Source organism: Acidaminococcus sp. HCP3S3_G9_1, from assembly GCF_052122455.1.
In the GTDB taxonomy this organism is placed as follows: domain Bacteria; phylum Bacillota; class Negativicutes; order Acidaminococcales; family Acidaminococcaceae; genus Acidaminococcus.
The window spans coordinates 44,531-60,549 of record NZ_JBQKCH010000003.1 but is presented as its reverse complement, the minus strand read 5'-3'; the positions used below and the strand labels follow the sequence as shown (position 1 = coordinate 60,549).

Here is a 16,019-nt window from a genome sequence, read left to right as displayed (position 1 = left end):
TCATCCCTCATTTCGTGGTGCTGCCGAAGCCGCCGCTCCGCTCCTGTTTGGGAGCCCTGGCGTCATCATCGGCCAGCAGATACGTATAGAAAATCCCCTGGGCCACCCGTTCCCCTTTTTCCAGGGTCACGTCCTGGCTGCTGTCATTGGCCAGGGCCAGCAGCAAATGGCCTTCGTTGTCTGGATTGTTGTAGTAATCCGCATCCACAATGCCTTCGTTGTTCACCAGGCGCAGGTGGCGTTTCACCGCCATGCTGGACCGGATGTGGATGCCCAGGTATTCGTTGTCCTGCATGTAGGCCTTTACTCCGGTGGGGACCATTTTCTGGCTGTGGGCCGGAATGGTCACGGTTTCCGGCAGATAAATGTCGTACCCGGCACTCCGGGCGGTCTGCCGGCTGGGCAGGGGGAAATCCACCTCTTTATAGGAAGAGATTTTTTCAAATCCGCGGATTTTCATGTTTCACAGGCTCCTTTTTGTTCTCCAGATTCCAGGCCTGGATCTCTTTTTCCAGGGCGGCCACAAAGGTCCGCTGAGGAATGGGGAGAAATTCTTCTTTGATCTTTTTCTTTTCCAGGCTCTTCCCTTTCCGGGTCAGCACCTGGATCTGGTTGATCCGGTAGGTGTGGTCAGCTTGGTTGATTTCCACATCCATAATGCATTCTTTGGCCGAATCATCCTCTTTCAGATCCTTGGCATACAGGTGATCCAGCAGCCGGATGAACGAGGGATTCTTCAGCACTGCCCGGGCTGTGGCCTGGGTCAGGGACGGGGTCCTGGATTCCTGGCGGAACGAGGCAAGGTCCGTATAGTAGGCTCCGGAAGTATTTTCTCCCAGAAGGCTCCAATCAGTGGGTTTGGCCGCCAGGGCATCCCCGCTGCCCCAAAGGACAAAGCAGGAAAACGCCAGGGCCAGCAGTTGTTTTTTCATAGGCCCACTCCTTCACAGTTGGTTTTATTCCTTCATATTATAGGATACCAGGTTGCAAGTCAAGGGGTTGGACTGGCAACAGTTCCCCACCACCCCATCATCACCGCCCCGGCGGCTCCGGCTTCTTTCAGTTCCGGGACCTTTTCCGGGGTGATGCCTCCCAGGGCGTAGACGGGGATGGGGCTTTGGGCGCACACCTGCCGGAGCTGTTCAAGGCCCCGGGGCGCCAGACCCGGCTTGCACCGGGTGGGATAAATATGGCTGAAGGTGCAGCAGTCCGCCCCCAGCCAGGCTGCCTCCAGCACCTCTTCCAGACTGTGGCAGGAGGCCCCCACTTGCCCTGGGAATTTCTGCCGCCACCTGTGAGGCAAGGCCCGGAGCACCGGCATGGGCAGCTGGATTCCCTCCGGCTCCAGTTCCAGCGCCGCTTCCACAAAAGTATGGAACCAGCAGGGAACCCCCGCCCGGCGGCATTTTTCCAGCACCTGCCGGCCCAGGGAAACATATTCCTCCAAAGAAAGGTCCTTTTCCCGCAAAATCACTCCCGCCGGACGAAGGGTCAGGATCCGGTCCAGCTGGTCCAGAAAGGGCATGGAGTACAAATGCCGGTTGGTGATGCAGAAAAGGGGAAACGACATGGGAAAGGCCTCCTTGACAGGGATTTTATGTTGATTATAGCATAAAAAAGGGCCTGCCGGATGTTCGGCAGGTCCTTTTTATCCATTCAAAGCCAGCTGTGCTGGCATCCAACGGCCATTGACTATTAACCGTTAACAACCAAATTCACTTTTTCCACAGCCCATGGAGGTTGCAGTAAGCGTAAGCGAATTCCACTTCATCCCCATCCACCAGGGCGAACACGGCCTTGGGAGCATCCCCCGGCTTCAGTTCTTTTCTCTGGTTCCCCTGTTTGGTGTGCAGGGAGATCCATTCAATGTAATGTTCCGGCTGCATGGGATGGAGCACGGAACCAACGGTCACCGTTACGATATTGCCGGAAACTTCCACTACCGGCACATGTTTTTCCTGAGCGGCGTCCGTGGTATTGGGCACCAGTTCATCCATCTTCTGGCCGCAGCACATTACCGGCACGCCGGTTTCTTTCACAACAGCGATGATCTTCCCACAATGAGCGCATTTGTAGAATTTCTGTTCCATAAAAAATTCCTCCTCACAAGCAAATGGTATGGTTGTCAGCCTTCGTCGACAATCTTTTCTGACAAGTCCATGATACCATAAAAACAGGAGGAAAGAAAGGGGATAATGTGATATAATAGTAAATAAATAATAATTCTTTGCTTAAAATATTATCTGCTATTTGAAAGGAGGCCCCTTATGGGATTTTTCACCAAAAAGATCACTGTTTATAAGGAAAAAGGCTGCAAAGCCCACTGGCAAACTGCCAAAGAAGCCCTGAAAAACGCCGGCATTTCCTTTTCCTCCACCTCCCTTCCCAGCGAAGCCCCCGCCTGCGGCTGCGGTGCCAAGCTGGATATCCGGGATTTTGGCCCTAAAGGAAAAATCGACCGGGATATGTACTACATCGATGTGGAAGAAAAAGATGTGGACCGGGCCCGGGAAATCCTGGCCTCCCTTGACGGAGCCACATGGGCATGATAAAATACAATGTACACACTATACCTGGGGATGTACCGGTTTCGACGGGGGTAGATGGTGTGCGATAAGCGAGCTGGGATTCCGCCAACCCCATTAAACGGTGGAAACGCGTTATAAACGCAGACGATTCTTACGCTTTAGCAGCTTAAATTGCTAACGTCTTTCCTCTTCATTCCTGCTGAAGAAGAATAGACGACACTTGCAGGATACCTGCCATCCAATTCTCGGAGGATGACAGGGAAACCCATCGAGATAGCAGGTCGACTGGCCCGTCTGCAGGCAAGCCGGCTGCGAAACAAAATATGCAGTCTGCGCTCGGAGAAGTTCGCATGGCAATGCTTTCGGACAGGGGTTCGACTCCCCTCATCTCCACCAATGCTTATTACGGGAACGGGTTAGCGTCACATACTGTTAAAAACCTTGTAAACATGCGGGTTTGGGGGTTTTTAAACCAGTTTGGACGTTTCACACCGTTCCTTTTTCATGCCTGTTTTGCGCACTTTTTGCACACTTTCTGCAAAATCAGCAGGGGCAATTTTGCGCACTTTTTAAAATCCTAGAAAGCCGCGCCCCGTCTGGGTTTGCGACTTTTTTTGCGCAAAATTTTAACAGCTTTTTACGTCCTTTTACCCTTAATTTTGCGCACTTTTTCACACTGTCATTTTATCCAGGCAACGATCCAGTTTTTCCTGCATATCCTGGGTGATATGAGTGTAAACGGATAACGTTGTTTTTGGGTCATTGTGGCCTACTCTGGCCATTATAGCCTTTACGGGTACACCCATAGCCGCAAGCATGGAAATATGGGTGTGTCTGAAAATATGGGTGCTGATATGCTTCCCCGGTATCTGGATCTGTCGTAACAGACCATTGATATATTGGCGGTTCAGCGGGAACCCGGAACAGGTGGTAAAAATATATCCCCTGTCCTTGTAACAGCAGGGCCGCCCGGATTCATCCCGGCCCCATTTGCTCATACACTTATTGGCCAGGTTGAATTGCTCAATAATATCTATGGACCTCTGGTTCAAGGTAATGGTACGGTAGGAATAAACGTTTTTCGGGGTTCCCCGCTGTACGTCTTCCCCGTTTTTGGCGGTTCCTACAATGGATCCCGTAACATGCAATAACCCCTTGTCCAGTTCAACGTCCTTGCGGCGTACTGCAAGCATTTCCCCGCAACGTAGCCCCGTTAAAGAAAGAAACTCCATAGCAAGGCAAACACGGTGGTTCAGCCTGTCCAGTTGGGCCAGACATTCTTTCAGTTCGTCATGATCCAGAAACTTGTTATTGCTTTTGGCCAGTTCGTCCGGGGTTGCCGGGCGTTTTTTCAACTGAATACTTTCATAGTCGGTTATATCGTTAATATATCCGGCTTTTTTTGCGTGTCGCATTACCGCTTTTACGGTAACCAACAGCGATTTACAGTAGTTGTAAGACAGCTTATCCAGATAGTAATAGCGGAACAACAGCTTTTCGGCAAGGGCAGGGGTGAAGTCATGGAAAAGGATATTCCGGGGCAAGCCGCCCAGGATTTTTCGAACATAGTTTTCATGATTCCGGCGGGTTAGTTCCTTTACAGTCATATCAGAAACCGCCCTCCATTCCCTGCAAACCTGTTCAAGGGGCAACGAGTTCAGCCGCAGGGCCTTTTCCGTTGCCCCGTTGTCTAGTTTTTCTTCAAACTTTTCCCGCAGCATTTGCGCTGCCACCTTTTGGGCATGGGCGTTCTTGCTATTCAAAGTAACAGAAACAGTTAATTTAAGCCCCGTTTTCTTGTCTTCAAACCGTTCCCGGTAAACATATCGAGTTCCCTTGCTGTTCGTTCTTTTGGTTATCCACATATAAAATACCTTCTTTCCCGTTACTCATTGTGCCCCTGTCAGTGCTTATTGAGTCGGGAGAAAAAAGGTTATTTGTCAAATGCGTTTGGATCTTGTTCTAAAATTTTCTTTTTTATTTCAGCAAAAGAACTATCATTTTTGACCATTAAATAAAACTGTTTAGCAATGGTATCTGTCATTTGATCCATTGCCGTAAGATAGCAATTATATTTAAAGTCCCGATATAAAACAGAATCTTGAACTTTGCCAAAAATAAAAAGTACAGTATCCCTGGGGTAGGTATGTACGCTTCCTTCCTTGTCCGTAATTTCTACCATAGAGGGAAGATATTCCGGATTCTTAGGGTACATAATCGGTTTTGCGAGAAAACCGCAAGAATTTAAATCAGAAAGAACTTTTTGCAAAGGATCTTTAGCGGGAGAATATCCCAGCAGTTCATCTGTTGATACGTGCAATGCCTGGGCAATGCGCAAAAATATATCAACGGGCGGGATTCTTTCCCCGCGCTCATAGTTCCCCAGGGAAATTCGGGAAATATGGGCGTGTGTTGCCAAATCACCTTGTGTTAATCCTTGTTTTTCCCGATATGATCTAATCCGTTTTCCAATTTCCATAGAAATATACCTCCATGATGAAATTATACAACACCCCAGAGAAAAAGAAAACATTTGAAATAAATTTGGAAATTGAAAACCACAATGTTGACACTGAAAACATTTGATGATAATATGAGATTGTAATGATTCAATCATTTTCAAAGAGGGAATTTCATGAAACTGAATACTGAAAAATTGTGCGTTCTTATGGCACAGAACAAACTCACTCTTTCGGCAATGGTAGAAAAGGCCAAAATTAGCCGCAGTACCATGTGGCAAATTTTGAACCGAAAAAGAAAGCCAAATCTGGAAACCGTTGGCAAGATTGCCGCGGCCCTGGACGTGTCCCCGGCCGACATTATCGAAAAATAACAAGTACCCTGTCAGTGCTTATTGAGTCGGGAAAGGAAGGATGAACATGTTACAAGTCAAAACGATTTACGTTGACGACTACGGCGCGCGTTGGTTGAGCCGCACAGAGATTGCGGAAATGCTTTCTGTTACAAGGCCTACAGTTTGGCGGCTGTTAAACAAAATGCGGGCAATTCCGAAATACCGGGGCGCGTTCCTGGATTTAAGCAACACACTGAAACGTGTTCGGGAACGGGATCTAATGGAATTTCTGAAAGAACAGAACCTGGCGTATTTGAAGAAATAAACCCCATTTTTCGGCAACGAAATAAAGCCCCTATGGGATTCCATACGGGGCGGGGATTTATTGGCATTGCGGCGGCTTTAACCCGTTGCAGATTTACACAACAAGTGGAAATGAGGTGAAACCATGAGCAAGAAACAAACAGTTGTAATTTTGGACGTTAAAACCCCTTCAATGGCCCGGGCTATTCGGGCGAAATGTTTAAACTGTTCTGGTTATCAGCGGGCGGAAGTCCGGGATTGTGTTTTGACAGATTGCCCCCTGTTTCCCTATCGGTTCGGCAAGGGGCCAAAGGCGGCCATAAACAGCCTGGAAAAATCCTACACGGTAAAAGTTGTAAAAGGAGAGTGTGCAGCATGGAAAGAATCAGAGTAACGCGGGAACAGATGAAAGCCGTAACGGATTATATTGAACAGGTTCTGAAATCGGCGGAACTATGGAATACCATGGGGGACATTGCGGGCAATGAGAATTACCCGGAAGTTGTCGAATTCATGAAGAAAGTAGCAGTACGGGAAGAATTAAAGGCAGACAGCATGAGAAAGGCCCTGTTTGAAATCGTTGAAAAATAAAAACAGCCGTCATGAATGAGCGACCATTCACAACGGCAAAGGGCAAAATTCCGGGCAGGGGTTTTGTCCTTGTTCTTTATTATAGCGATTTTAACAGTGTGTAACAATAGGGGGAAGGGTTGAAACAATGAAAGGGAAAATGAAGAAATCTTTAAAAGGAGTATAAAATAATGAGCAACAAACTTTCCTATGATGAAATTTTAACAAAACTTCCCAATGTACACAAGAGGGGAAATGCCCTGGTGGCGCAGTGTCCTGTATGCGGGGATGAAGACCACCTTTATATAAATCGGGACGGGGAAAAAACGTTGCTGTATTGCCAGAAATGCCACAAGTCCCTCCCGGATGTATTGAAAGCCCTGGACACAAACAACAGCGGAACCCCCATTGCCGCAAAGGCCCCTGCCCCTGCTGAACCTAAAAAGCCAAAGGACCACGGGCGGCGGGTTGAACGGATTGTATATACCTATCGGGATCCAGACGGCAGGGAAGCCTATTGCAAGATTCGGGAAAAATTCGCGGATGGTCATAAGAAATTCAGCTTTCTCTACACGGACGCGGACGGGAACCTGGTTTATAAAAAGCCGAAACATTGCAACAATCTGTATAACCTGGATAAACTGGATAAACTGGCCAAAGCGGCCCCGGATACGCCTTTATATATCGTTGAGGGCGAAAAATGCGCGGATTCAATGACGGCGGCGGACTTCCTGGCAACGAGTACCAACACGGGCGCGGAAAGCCCCAAATTATCGGAAACGGACAAGGAAATCCTGGGCAAGTTTTCCAATAAAATCGTGATACCCGACAATGACGGCCCCGGCCGCGATTATGCGGATTATTGGCAACGGGAACACGGGGCCAGGATCCTTCATTTACGGGATATATGGCCAGAGTGTCCCGAAAAAGGCGACGTTGCCGACTATTTCCAGGCCAACGGGGATCCGGAAGCAATTAAAAATTACAAATTTACCGCCGAAAAATACTGCATTGACGCAATAGAAACCATGGATGAAAACGCTATGAGCGAGGAGGGCTTTTTCATCTGGTTAATCGGCCTTCCCCCTACTGAGCAAGCACGCGCCGAAATGAAGGCAAAAGCAAGGGCGCGCAAGTTGGGAATAGCAACGGGTTTCAAGGAAACTTTAAAAGCCTTCAAGGTAAAAGCCGCAGCGCAAGGCCAGAGCAGGCGGAATGTTACACGTTACACGGATCCCCCAGACGGCCTTTCCCTTGCTTGTGGAGATTGGATTGCAGATGATACAGGCGTAAAACGTCTGAAATCTATAGCCGATGGGGTGCCCCAATACGCCGATGCCTGTACCGTCCCCATTATGCCAGTTAAGGGTTTTCTCGACAGGGAAACCGGGCAGTATTCCGTTGCTGTTGCCTTTAAACGGGGTAACAAGTGGATTACAATCACGCGCCCCAGGCAATTTTGGGGTGAATCCAAAAAGGTTAATACCCTGGGTAACTACGGGGTACCCGTTGATGAAAATTCGGCAAAGCTACTGGTTAAATTTATTTCATGTTGTCTGAATGATAATAAGGACACCTTGCCAGAATTAACAAGTATTGGACACCTGGGATGGGTTGAGGATTAAGGAGGGTATTATGAATTTTGCACCTTATGATGGTATTGCGGTAGTCAGTGAAGAAAATGAACGGGTTATCCGTGCTATTGGCCAGTCAAAGCAAGGAAGTTTAGACGAATGGTTAAAAAACGTTCGTCCCCTGCTAGATAAAATGCCTACACGGTTAGCCGTTGCCGCAAGTCTTGCGGCCCCGCTGATTCAGCTGGTTGGGGTGTCGCCTTTTGCATTTCTCTTATGGGGAAGCACGGGGCACGGAAAAACCGTTGCCATGATGGTTGCCGCGAGTGTATGGGGAAACCCGGAAGTTGGCGGCGGCTATGTTCAAACTATGGGTTCTACTAAAAACGCTACAATAAGCCTGGCCTGCTTTCTTCATAGCCTTCCTTATTTTGGGGATGAAGCGAAAACAATAGAAGAACAGACATGGTTTAAAGGTTGGGATCCGTTTATTTATGAAATCACAGAAGGAACCGAACGGGGCCGACTTGATACCAACATGAAACAGCGAGAAACCGGAAGGCACAAAACCTGTTTTATTTTTACAGGTGAAAACCCCATGACAAGCAGCAACAGCGGGGGCGGCACGGTAAACCGTCTAATTGAAGTCGAATGTAAAAACCTGTTTGATATTGATCCAGAAAAAGACCAACAAGCCGTTGCTAGAGACGTTGCTAGAATCGTAAGAAATTGCTACGGGTTCCTGGGGCCTGCATACACCGCAAAGGTAAAAGAACTTTATGCAAGGGATAGCGATGAACAAGGGAAAAACATGTTAGTTAAAATGTATGATGATACTGTTGCAAGCCTTAGAAAAACCGGAACGACGGACAAACAGGCGGCAGCAATGGGGCTGTTAATGTGTGCTGATGATATTCTCCGGGTTTACTTCTATCATTACGACTATCCAGGATTACAGCCCAAAGACGTTGCCCCGTTCCTTAAAAGCAAGAATGAAGTCAGTACGGATGTACGGGCTTATTACTACCTGGTTAACCATATCAACGAGAATCTGGATAAATTTGAATATGTTATCAACGAGAATCTGGATAAATTTGAATATGATGACGACGCGGGAAATTACCACTACCCTTCTAATACAAGTTGGGGCAGGATTAAGAATGGCGTTGCTAGCATTAACACGGAGGTATGCGAACGCGAATTAAGTAGAAAGGGATTTAATTTTAATTCTACTATGATGGACACCTGGGCAGGCAGAGGGTGGCTTAAAAGGGCTAGCGGAAAAAGATATGTTCATTCTAGTTCAATGAACGGCAAGCGCTTTTACTGCTATAAGATTGTATTGCCGAAGGGCGAATGTATGAATGTATGAAGCATGTATGAAAATTGAATACCCGAAACCCCGCATTATACCTGGGGTTTCGGGTTTCTTCATACATACATACATTTCATACATAAAAATATAAATAAAATAAAAAATAAAAAATGAAATGGGTGTATTTCTCTTTTATTTTCATTTTTATTTTATTTATATATATGCTTATTTTAGAATGTATGAAATGTATGAAAGGCCGCAGAGCTATTATTCATGCGGGGTTTCGCTTCATACGTCCTTCATACATTCATACATTTTTGTATGAATCGTTAGAAGGAGCTGGAATATAATCATGAATCAGCATAATTTTTACGTTGTTAGGCAACGGGATCCCCCTGCAATGGGGGGTATAGTCCCAAAAATCGGGCGGCAATTTTGCAATTCGGCGGTAGGTTTCCATTTTTTCTTATCCGGCCTTAAAAGTCGTTTGAAAAAGTGGAATTTATAAAAGGAGCTAAAAAGATGGATGATATTGAAATGGAAAACGGCGATTATATCGATTATGACGATTTTTGCGACAATGCGCAGGAAGAAGCCCTGGAAGATTCGTTAGTGGAAATGCCTAGCGATTCCACCCCGCAGGAAATCTATGATGATTATGAGGAAAGAACGGACGGCGAATACGCCGAACGGGAATCGTTCGACTGGTAACACGTGTTTAAGCCCCTTTAAAAAGTACGGAATTGAAAACAGGTATAAGTATATAGGGCGGGCGGGTTTCACCCCAAACACCCATATTAAACCCGGTCCAATTCAGTACGCGGGGCGGTTGCAATAGAATTGAAAACCGTGTAAAATACAGAGCATGAAGGCAAGGGGTGTGACCATTGTGGCCTACTGGTGGTTGACAACATGGGCGCCCCTTGTTTTTTTCTTTGCAACGATCTGTCCGGATCCCTTGCCACCTGCACATAAAAAATAGACCTGGTAAAAATCCAGGCCTATTGCAGGAGCACAATGAAATTTTATGTTGGTTTGCGCACTTTTTGCGCACTTGTCTATATAAAGTGGTGAATACGGCGGTACTGCTTGCCTTTCCCCTCATCTCCACCAATGCTTATTACGGGAACGGGTTAGCGTCACATACTGTTAAAAACCTTGTAAACATGCGGGTTTTGGGGTTTTTAAACCAGTTTGGACGTTTCACACCGTTCCTTTTTTCATGCCTGTTTTGCCAACTTTTTGCCAACTTTTCAAAAATCAGCAGAGCAAAATTTGCGCACTTTTTCAAAGTCTGGAAAGCCGCGTTCCACACCGGCTGCCAGAGCCAGGGCCATAGTTTTCACATTCTTCATCTTGCATCTCTCCTTTTTGTGCATAAAAATAGGGCAGCCGGTTTCCCGGTGCCCTTGTATAACACTATGAAATTCAGGCAGAAGAAAAGCCCGCTGCCGGAGCAGGGGGATTTTCTTCGATAAAAATCAGTTTGGATTTGCCCATTTTTTTGCTTCGTCAAAAGCTTTTTTTAACGTACCATTTTCATCATCTTCAACAATTTCAAACTTACCAGATACCTCACTATCCAGCAAACGAGGTTCGTTAATCAAATAAACATAGTCTTCTCCCGAATCATCTATGATTTTTATCCAAGGAACCTTGACCCCAACAACTGCATAAATTTTATTACTTGTAAACGCATCTACCCCTTGATTGGGGCCAATATACCTAACTTTCATCTTATTTTCTCCTCTCAACAGGCCATCCTTTTACTTTAAAGTCAATACTTTTTATCGTTTTTACATTAGCCAGGCATTGCCGTTTTTCTCAACCTGGCATGATGCGTTTGGCCACATACCGGCTTTTCTCCTGTATGGCGTTCTGGAGGGCTCTCTGGGCGGTTTTTTCTCTGCCGCCGCTCCATCATTCGTCCGTGCATACGGGATGACCGGGCGGGATTGCTTCGCAGCCCTTGGTCATCCCCTACGGATTTCTACCGGCCAATCGGTTAGGCTCCGCAGGGCCGGTCGCAGCGGTTCGGTCTCGAGTCTCGAGACAAAAAAGGGATGTTGCCCGTGCAACATCCCTTTTTCTTTTACATCCCCTGCTTCTTGATGAAGGCCCGGATGGGTCCGAACCCTTCGATTTTGTTCAGGGTGTCTCCCTGGGTTACCAGCAGGGTGGGTGCGCTCTGCACCTGGTATTTTTCCGCCAGTTCCGGATGTTCTTCGGCGAAGATCTCTGTAAAGGCGGCTCCGTGTTTTTCCAGTTCTTTCACAGCCATTTTGCAGTTGGGGCAGGTGTGGGTCCCGAACAGGATCCAGCCTTTGTCCCTGCCGGCGCTGACCACCTGTTTGGCTTCAGTGGGAGCCGGTTTCACCGCCGGTTTGCGGAACTGGGGCCGCTGGCCTTTGGCTTCTTCTTTGTTCAGATGGGATTGGCCCAAGTCATAGACTTTCCGGTCCTTGAATTCCTGGATCTTCCCGTCGTTCCAGTTCTGCACCGGCCGATAATATCCGGTGATCCGGCTGTAGACTTCGGTCTTCTTGCCGCAGTAGGGGCAGGTGTACTGTTCCCCGTTCAGATACCCGTGTTCCCGGCAGATGCTGTAGGTGGGAGACAAGGTAAAATAGGGCAGCTTGTAGTTGTTGGCAATCTTCCGCACCAGACCGGCGGCAGAGTTCCAATCCGGCAGTTTTTCGCCCAGGAAGGCATGGAATACGGTACCGGAGGTGTACAGGGTCTGGAGATCATCTTCCATATCCAGGGCGGTGAACAGGTCTTCCGTATACCCCACCGGCAGATGGGAGGAGTTGGTGTAATACGGGGTTCCGTGTTCGTTGGCGGTGATGATGTCCGGATACTGTTCCTTGTCGTGCTTGGCCAGCCGGTAGGTGGTGGATTCCGCCGGAGTGGCTTCCAGGTTGTACAGGTCTCCGTACTGTTCCTGGTAATCCTTCAGCCGTTCCCGCATATGGGTCAGCACTTCCTTGGTGAATTCCAGGGTTTCCGGATGGGTCAGGTCCTTCCGGAGCCAGTTGGCGTTGATCCCCACTTCGTTCATGCCAATGAGCCCGATGGTACTGAAGTGGTTCTTGAAGGTGCCCAGGTACCGTTTGGTGTAGGGATAGAGCCCGGCATCCAGCAGCTTGGTGATTACGGTCCGTTTGGTCTTCAGGCTCCGGGCGGCAATGTCCATCATATGGTCCAGTCGGCGGTAAAAATCATCTTTGTCCTTGGCCAGGTAGGCAATCCGGGGCATGTTGATGGTGACCACCCCTACGGACCCGGTGGATTCCCCGGACCCGAAGAAGCCCCCGGATTTCTTCCGCAGCTCCCGGAGATCCAGCCGCAGCCGGCAGCACATGCTCCGGACATCGCTGGGTTTCATGTCGGAATTGATGTAGTTGGAGAAGTAAGGAGTGCCATATTTGGCGGTCATTTCAAAGAGCAGCCGGTTGTTTTCCGTATCGCTCCAGTCGAAATCCTTGGTAATGGAATAGGTGGGAATGGGATACTGGAAGCCTCTCCCGTTGGCGTCCCCTTCGATCATGTTTTCGATGAAGGCCTTGTTCACCATATCCATTTCCTTCTTGCAGTCCCCATAGGTGAAGTCCTGTTCCTTACCCCCCACAATGGCAGGCACGTCTTTCAGGTCGTCGGGGACGGTCCAGTCCAGGGTGATGTTGGAAAACGGTGCCTGGGTACCCCACCGGCTGGGAGTGTTCACCCCGTAGATGAAGGACTGGACGCACTGCTTCACTTCCTTATAGCTCAGGTTGTCCTTTTTCACAAAAGGCGCCAGATAGGTATCAAAAGAAGAGAAAGCCTGGGCTCCGGCCCATTCGTTCTGCATGATGCCCAGGAAGTTCACCATCTGGTTGCACAGGGTGGACAGGTGGCTCGCGGGAGAAGAAGTGATCTTCCCGGGGATGCCACCCAGTCCTTCCTGGATCAGCTGTTTCAGGCTCCAGCCGGCGCAGTAGCCGGTGAGCATGCTCAGATCGTGGATATGCATGGCAGCGCTTTTGTGGGCGTCAGCCACTTCCTTGTCGTAGATTTCATTCAGCCAGTAGTTAGCGGTAATGGCTCCGCTGTTGGACAGGATCAGGCCCCCTACGGAATAGGTGACCGTGGAATTTTCCTTTACCCGCCAGTCGTTGACATGGAGGTAGTTGTCCACCAGTTCCTTGTAGTTCAGCAGGGAGGAATTCACGTTCCGGATCTGCTCCCGCTGTTTCCGGTACAGGATATAGGCCTTTGCCACATCGGCATAGCCGGAATCGGACAGTACCTTTTCCACACTGTCCTGGATGCTTTCCACGCTGATCAGATTGTCCTTAATCTTGGGATCGAAGTCGGCAGTGACTTGCAGAGCCAGCATGTTGATGATGCTGGGATGGTAGTTTTTGTGAAGTGCTTCGAATGCTTTGGTAATGGCACTGCTGATCTTGGTCACGTCAAAATCAACGATCTGGCCATCGCGTTTTACCACTGAATACATGGCTCCATTCCCTCTTTCTCTTGATTGCTCTTCCAAAATGCTCTTTCATTGTAGCCCGTATTGGAACGCTTGTCAATATATGGTGGTAATATACAACGTTGTATACTAGATGTTGTGTCATACGCCCCGCAGTCCAACCTTGTCCGCCAGGGGCTCCAGCAAGGCTGCATACCGTTCCAGGGATTTTTTATCCGGAGCAGTGAAGCCGGCAAAGGGGACGGTGTCCCGGTCCTTGAAAGCCTGGAGATAAAAAGCCGGGATCTTTTTCCCTTTTTTGGCAAGGAGCGGCTCCAGGTAATCCCGGATTTTTTCAAACGAACGTTCGGTGTGGAGCTGTTCCACAACGGTTGTACGAAGCTCGAAGGGGACGGATCCGGAAAGGAGCTTATCCAGGCTCCCGGTCACCTGTTCCAGAGGGGATACCTCCCGGCCCACAGTAAGGGCGTAGTCTTCCGGAGCGTTTTTCCAGTCCATGGCCACGTAATCCACCAGGTGCCGGTTCAGGATCTCTCCCAGAAGGTCCGGATAACACCCGTTGGTATCCAGCTTCACCAAAAGATCTTTTTCCTTCAGCCGTGCCAGGAAGGCTGCCAGATCAGGCTGGAGACAGGGCTCTCCTCCGCTGACCACCACACCGTCCAGGATGCCCTTCCGGGCGTCCAGATAGGCCATCACTTCCTCCATATCCTGGGAGGGCATTTCGCCTTCCAGGAGCTCGCTGTTGTGGCAGTAGGGACACCGGAGATTGCATCCCCCGGTAAACAGGGTGCAGGCCACTTTCCCCGGGTAATCCACCAGGGATACTTTCTGCCAGCCGGCAATGTGCATGTTTCTCCCTCCCCTCCTGACAAATCGGTATCATTATATCACGGCTGAAAAAATATAAAAGACTTGACAAAAACGTGTGTTCATGGAACGCAAGGCGGGATGCGGGTTTGGGAAATTTTCTCAGATATGCGAAAAGAGGACCCTCTGGAGCAGGATCCTCTTTGTGTGATTGGATATTCTGTTGACTATCCTTGCGCTTACAGCCCCATGGCCATTTGCATGGTATGTGCAATGTCCAGGAACTTACTGATGATGATGGCGTTGGTGATGTTGCTCAGGAACCCACCGATAACCGGTACCACGAAGAAGGCCAGTTTGGAGTAACGGTACTTCTTGCACACGGCCGTCATGGTTACCATGGATACGGGCACGGCACCCAGGCCGAACCCGGTATGACCAACGGCGATGACTGCTGCATCGTAGTTCTTGCCCATTCCGAAGAAATCCACGAAATAGGAGTAGAAGATGATGAAAATGGCCTGGGCCATGCAGAGGATGAACAGCTGGAGGCCCATGCCGGCCAGGGTCCACAGTTTCATGGAAATGATGGACATGGACACGAACAGACCCAGGGAGAAGTCCCCAACGGTATCGATGCCTTCATACAGGGCCGTATGATCTGCGCCCTTCTTGGCGTCGAAGAACAGACGGATCAGGATGCCGGCAAACATGCAGCATACGTGGATCGGGAAGGAGATGTGCAGGGCTTTCAGCACGGTGAACACGGCACCGCCAACCCCCAGGGCGAAGCACATCAGGTACATGGCCTGGACCACATCCCCTTTGTGCATCAGGTTGCCCATGGTGGACTTCCCGGATTCTTCTTCCATTTCACCCTTCCCATCCAGAGCAGGATCTTCCAGGTGATGTCTCCGGACGATGAACCGGCCAAAAGGCCCGCCGATGATGGCGCCGGAGATCAGACCAAAGGTGGCTGCAGCGATGGCGGCTTCCATGGCATTGCTCTGGCCGAACTGTACGGCGATGGGAGCAAAGGCTGCGGCGTTGCCGTGGCCCCCGGTCATGGGAATGGAACCGGTCATCATGGACAGCAGAGGCGGAACCTTCAGTACAGAGCCCAGGCCCAGGGCGATACCGTTCTGAAGAGCGGCCAGGACGGCAGCGGAAATGCAGAACAGCACCACGTATTTGCCGCCGGTTTTCAGCAGGCTCAGGCTGGCTGCCGCACCGCTGGCGGCAAAGAAGATGCAGTAGAACAGGCTGTTGGCTACCTTGTAGTCAAATTGCAGTTCGCAGATGCCCGCGTTGTAAAGCAATAAACTGATAATGGCAAAAATCGTACCGCCGACAACTGCACCAGGCAGGCAGTACTTCTTCAGGAACGGGAATTTGGCTCTCAGCCAGTCACCGAACCAGATGGAAAGTACACCCAATGCCAATGTGTGGAACATGGATAATTTAATAATCATCCTCTCCATTTTTGAAACCCCCTCTAAATAAAAAATAATGAAACCATGCAGCGCGTCAGCCGGCTCCAGCCCGGCTGACCTTCGTTACTGGAATATTGTAGCACAATAAAGTCACAAATTCAAGGGAATAGTCTGAATATTGATAACTATAACCGTTATCTTATTTGTTACACAAT

Annotated in this window: 18 protein-coding genes and 1 other RNA gene; 9 read left to right on the top strand and 10 right to left on the bottom strand. The window is 49.1% G+C overall.

Annotated elements, in window-relative coordinates; translation table 11 throughout:
* Positions 1-7: 7 nt before the first annotated feature.
* From ACTQY1_RS02860 to ACTQY1_RS02845, 4 genes are all read right to left on the bottom strand, one after another.
* Positions 8-460, bottom strand: a complete 453-nt coding sequence (locus ACTQY1_RS02860; protein WP_022488306.1) for a deoxyUTP pyrophosphatase — start codon at positions 458-460, stop codon at positions 8-10.
* The gene (locus ACTQY1_RS02855; protein ID WP_022488307.1) at positions 441-932 is read right to left on the bottom strand and encodes a hypothetical protein; all 492 of its coding nucleotides are present in this window, start codon (positions 930-932) and stop codon (positions 441-443) included. Before ACTQY1_RS02855 ends, ACTQY1_RS02860 begins: the two co-directional genes overlap by 20 nt.
* Positions 933-991: 59 nt before the next feature.
* Positions 992-1,570, bottom strand: coding sequence for a thiamine phosphate synthase (locus tag ACTQY1_RS02850; protein WP_022488308.1), 579 nt, complete (start codon positions 1,568-1,570; stop codon positions 992-994).
* A gap of 145 nt (positions 1,571-1,715) precedes the next feature.
* The gene (locus ACTQY1_RS02845; RefSeq protein ID WP_441368697.1) at positions 1,716-2,090 is read right to left on the bottom strand and encodes a desulfoferrodoxin family protein; all 375 of its coding nucleotides are present in this window, start codon (positions 2,088-2,090) and stop codon (positions 1,716-1,718) included.
* 177 nt (positions 2,091-2,267) lie between these two features.
* Here ACTQY1_RS02845 and ACTQY1_RS02840 point away from each other — a divergent pair, with 177 nt between their 5' ends.
* Positions 2,268-2,549 carry a hypothetical protein gene (locus ACTQY1_RS02840; RefSeq protein ID WP_022488310.1) on the top strand — a complete coding sequence of 94 codons (282 nt, stop codon included), beginning with the start codon at positions 2,268-2,270 and terminating at the stop codon, positions 2,547-2,549.
* A 26-nt stretch (positions 2,550-2,575) separates the two neighbouring features.
* Positions 2,576-2,924: a transfer-messenger RNA gene (gene ssrA / locus ACTQY1_RS02835) on the top strand.
* 275 nt (positions 2,925-3,199) lie between these two features.
* On the opposite strand, the gene ACTQY1_RS02830 is transcribed toward ssrA, so the two are convergent.
* Both ACTQY1_RS02830 and ACTQY1_RS02825 read right to left on the bottom strand, forming a co-directional pair.
* Positions 3,200-4,393 (bottom strand): tyrosine-type recombinase/integrase, encoded by a 1,194-nt coding sequence (locus ACTQY1_RS02830; protein WP_441373775.1) that lies wholly within the window; start codon positions 4,391-4,393, stop codon positions 3,200-3,202.
* A 68-nt stretch (positions 4,394-4,461) separates the two neighbouring features.
* Positions 4,462-5,007 (bottom strand): helix-turn-helix domain-containing protein, encoded by a 546-nt coding sequence (locus ACTQY1_RS02825; RefSeq protein WP_441373774.1) that lies wholly within the window; start codon positions 5,005-5,007, stop codon positions 4,462-4,464.
* Between the two features lie 156 nt (positions 5,008-5,163).
* On the opposite strand from ACTQY1_RS02825, the gene ACTQY1_RS02820 reads away from it, so the two are divergent.
* The 7 genes from ACTQY1_RS02820 (at position 5,164) to ACTQY1_RS02790 (ending at position 9,795) form a co-directional block, all read left to right on the top strand.
* Positions 5,164-5,361, top strand: a complete 198-nt coding sequence (locus ACTQY1_RS02820; protein WP_154488744.1) for a helix-turn-helix domain-containing protein — start codon at positions 5,164-5,166, stop codon at positions 5,359-5,361.
* A 46-nt stretch (positions 5,362-5,407) separates the two neighbouring features.
* Entirely contained in the window at positions 5,408-5,647 is a 240-nt protein-coding gene (locus ACTQY1_RS02815; protein WP_441373773.1) for a helix-turn-helix transcriptional regulator, read from the top strand.
* A gap of 123 nt (positions 5,648-5,770) precedes the next feature.
* A complete protein-coding gene (locus ACTQY1_RS02810; protein WP_441373772.1) occupies positions 5,771-6,019 on the top strand; it encodes a hypothetical protein in 249 nt (82 codons plus the stop codon).
* Positions 6,001-6,216: a hypothetical protein gene (locus ACTQY1_RS02805; RefSeq protein WP_302123728.1), complete on the top strand. Its 216-nt coding sequence runs from the start codon at positions 6,001-6,003 to the stop codon at positions 6,214-6,216. Before ACTQY1_RS02810 ends, ACTQY1_RS02805 begins: the two co-directional genes overlap by 19 nt.
* A gap of 170 nt (positions 6,217-6,386) precedes the next feature.
* Complete coding sequence (locus ACTQY1_RS02800) at positions 6,387-7,820, top strand: hypothetical protein (RefSeq protein ID WP_441373771.1); 1,434 nt, start codon at positions 6,387-6,389, stop codon at positions 7,818-7,820.
* A gap of 10 nt (positions 7,821-7,830) precedes the next feature.
* On the top strand, positions 7,831-9,141 hold the full coding sequence (locus ACTQY1_RS02795; RefSeq protein WP_441373770.1) for a DUF927 domain-containing protein: 1,311 nt from the start codon (positions 7,831-7,833) through the stop codon (positions 9,139-9,141).
* Positions 9,142-9,606: 465 nt separating this feature from the next.
* On the top strand, positions 9,607-9,795 hold the full coding sequence (locus ACTQY1_RS02790) for a hypothetical protein (RefSeq protein WP_012939284.1): 189 nt from the start codon (positions 9,607-9,609) through the stop codon (positions 9,793-9,795).
* 770 nt (positions 9,796-10,565) lie between these two features.
* Here the strand turns inward: ACTQY1_RS02790 and ACTQY1_RS02785 are convergent.
* From ACTQY1_RS02785 to ACTQY1_RS02770, 4 genes are all read right to left on the bottom strand, one after another.
* The gene (locus tag ACTQY1_RS02785) at positions 10,566-10,820 is read right to left on the bottom strand and encodes a hypothetical protein (protein ID WP_022488312.1); all 255 of its coding nucleotides are present in this window, start codon (positions 10,818-10,820) and stop codon (positions 10,566-10,568) included.
* Between the two features lie 356 nt (positions 10,821-11,176).
* On the bottom strand, positions 11,177-13,585 hold the full coding sequence (locus tag ACTQY1_RS02780; protein WP_441373769.1) for a ribonucleoside triphosphate reductase: 2,409 nt from the start codon (positions 13,583-13,585) through the stop codon (positions 11,177-11,179).
* 117 nt (positions 13,586-13,702) lie between these two features.
* The gene (locus ACTQY1_RS02775; protein WP_022488314.1) at positions 13,703-14,413 is read right to left on the bottom strand and encodes an anaerobic ribonucleoside-triphosphate reductase activating protein; all 711 of its coding nucleotides are present in this window, start codon (positions 14,411-14,413) and stop codon (positions 13,703-13,705) included.
* A gap of 197 nt (positions 14,414-14,610) precedes the next feature.
* Positions 14,611-15,852, bottom strand: a complete 1,242-nt coding sequence (locus tag ACTQY1_RS02770) for a sodium/glutamate symporter (RefSeq protein WP_012938553.1) — start codon at positions 15,850-15,852, stop codon at positions 14,611-14,613.
* Between the last annotated feature and the right edge of the window lie 167 nt (positions 15,853-16,019).

Coding starts and splice junctions, on each gene's coding strand:
- ACTQY1_RS02860 (WP_022488306.1), bottom strand. CDS start 460: ATGAAAATCCGCGGATTTGAAAAAATCTCTTCCTATAAAGAGGTGGAT.
- ACTQY1_RS02855 (WP_022488307.1), bottom strand. CDS start 932: ATGAAAAAACAACTGCTGGCCCTGGCGTTTTCCTGCTTTGTCCTTTGG.
- ACTQY1_RS02850 (WP_022488308.1), bottom strand. CDS start 1,570: ATGTCGTTTCCCCTTTTCTGCATCACCAACCGGCATTTGTACTCCATG.
- ACTQY1_RS02845 (WP_441368697.1), bottom strand. CDS start 2,090: ATGGAACAGAAATTCTACAAATGCGCTCATTGTGGGAAGATCATCGCT.
- ACTQY1_RS02840 (WP_022488310.1), top strand. CDS start 2,268: ATGGGATTTTTCACCAAAAAGATCACTGTTTATAAGGAAAAAGGCTGC.
- ACTQY1_RS02830 (WP_441373775.1), bottom strand. CDS start 4,393: ATGTGGATAACCAAAAGAACGAACAGCAAGGGAACTCGATATGTTTAC.
- ACTQY1_RS02825 (WP_441373774.1), bottom strand. CDS start 5,007: ATGGAAATTGGAAAACGGATTAGATCATATCGGGAAAAACAAGGATTA.
- ACTQY1_RS02820 (WP_154488744.1), top strand. CDS start 5,164: ATGAAACTGAATACTGAAAAATTGTGCGTTCTTATGGCACAGAACAAA.
- ACTQY1_RS02815 (WP_441373773.1), top strand. CDS start 5,408: ATGTTACAAGTCAAAACGATTTACGTTGACGACTACGGCGCGCGTTGG.
- ACTQY1_RS02810 (WP_441373772.1), top strand. CDS start 5,771: ATGAGCAAGAAACAAACAGTTGTAATTTTGGACGTTAAAACCCCTTCA.
- ACTQY1_RS02805 (WP_302123728.1), top strand. CDS start 6,001: ATGGAAAGAATCAGAGTAACGCGGGAACAGATGAAAGCCGTAACGGAT.
- ACTQY1_RS02800 (WP_441373771.1), top strand. CDS start 6,387: ATGAGCAACAAACTTTCCTATGATGAAATTTTAACAAAACTTCCCAAT.
- ACTQY1_RS02795 (WP_441373770.1), top strand. CDS start 7,831: ATGAATTTTGCACCTTATGATGGTATTGCGGTAGTCAGTGAAGAAAAT.
- ACTQY1_RS02790 (WP_012939284.1), top strand. CDS start 9,607: ATGGATGATATTGAAATGGAAAACGGCGATTATATCGATTATGACGAT.
- ACTQY1_RS02785 (WP_022488312.1), bottom strand. CDS start 10,820: ATGAAAGTTAGGTATATTGGCCCCAATCAAGGGGTAGATGCGTTTACA.
- ACTQY1_RS02780 (WP_441373769.1), bottom strand. CDS start 13,585: ATGTATTCAGTGGTAAAACGCGATGGCCAGATCGTTGATTTTGACGTG.
- ACTQY1_RS02775 (WP_022488314.1), bottom strand. CDS start 14,413: ATGCACATTGCCGGCTGGCAGAAAGTATCCCTGGTGGATTACCCGGGG.
- ACTQY1_RS02770 (WP_012938553.1), bottom strand. CDS start 15,852: ATGGAGAGGATGATTATTAAATTATCCATGTTCCACACATTGGCATTG.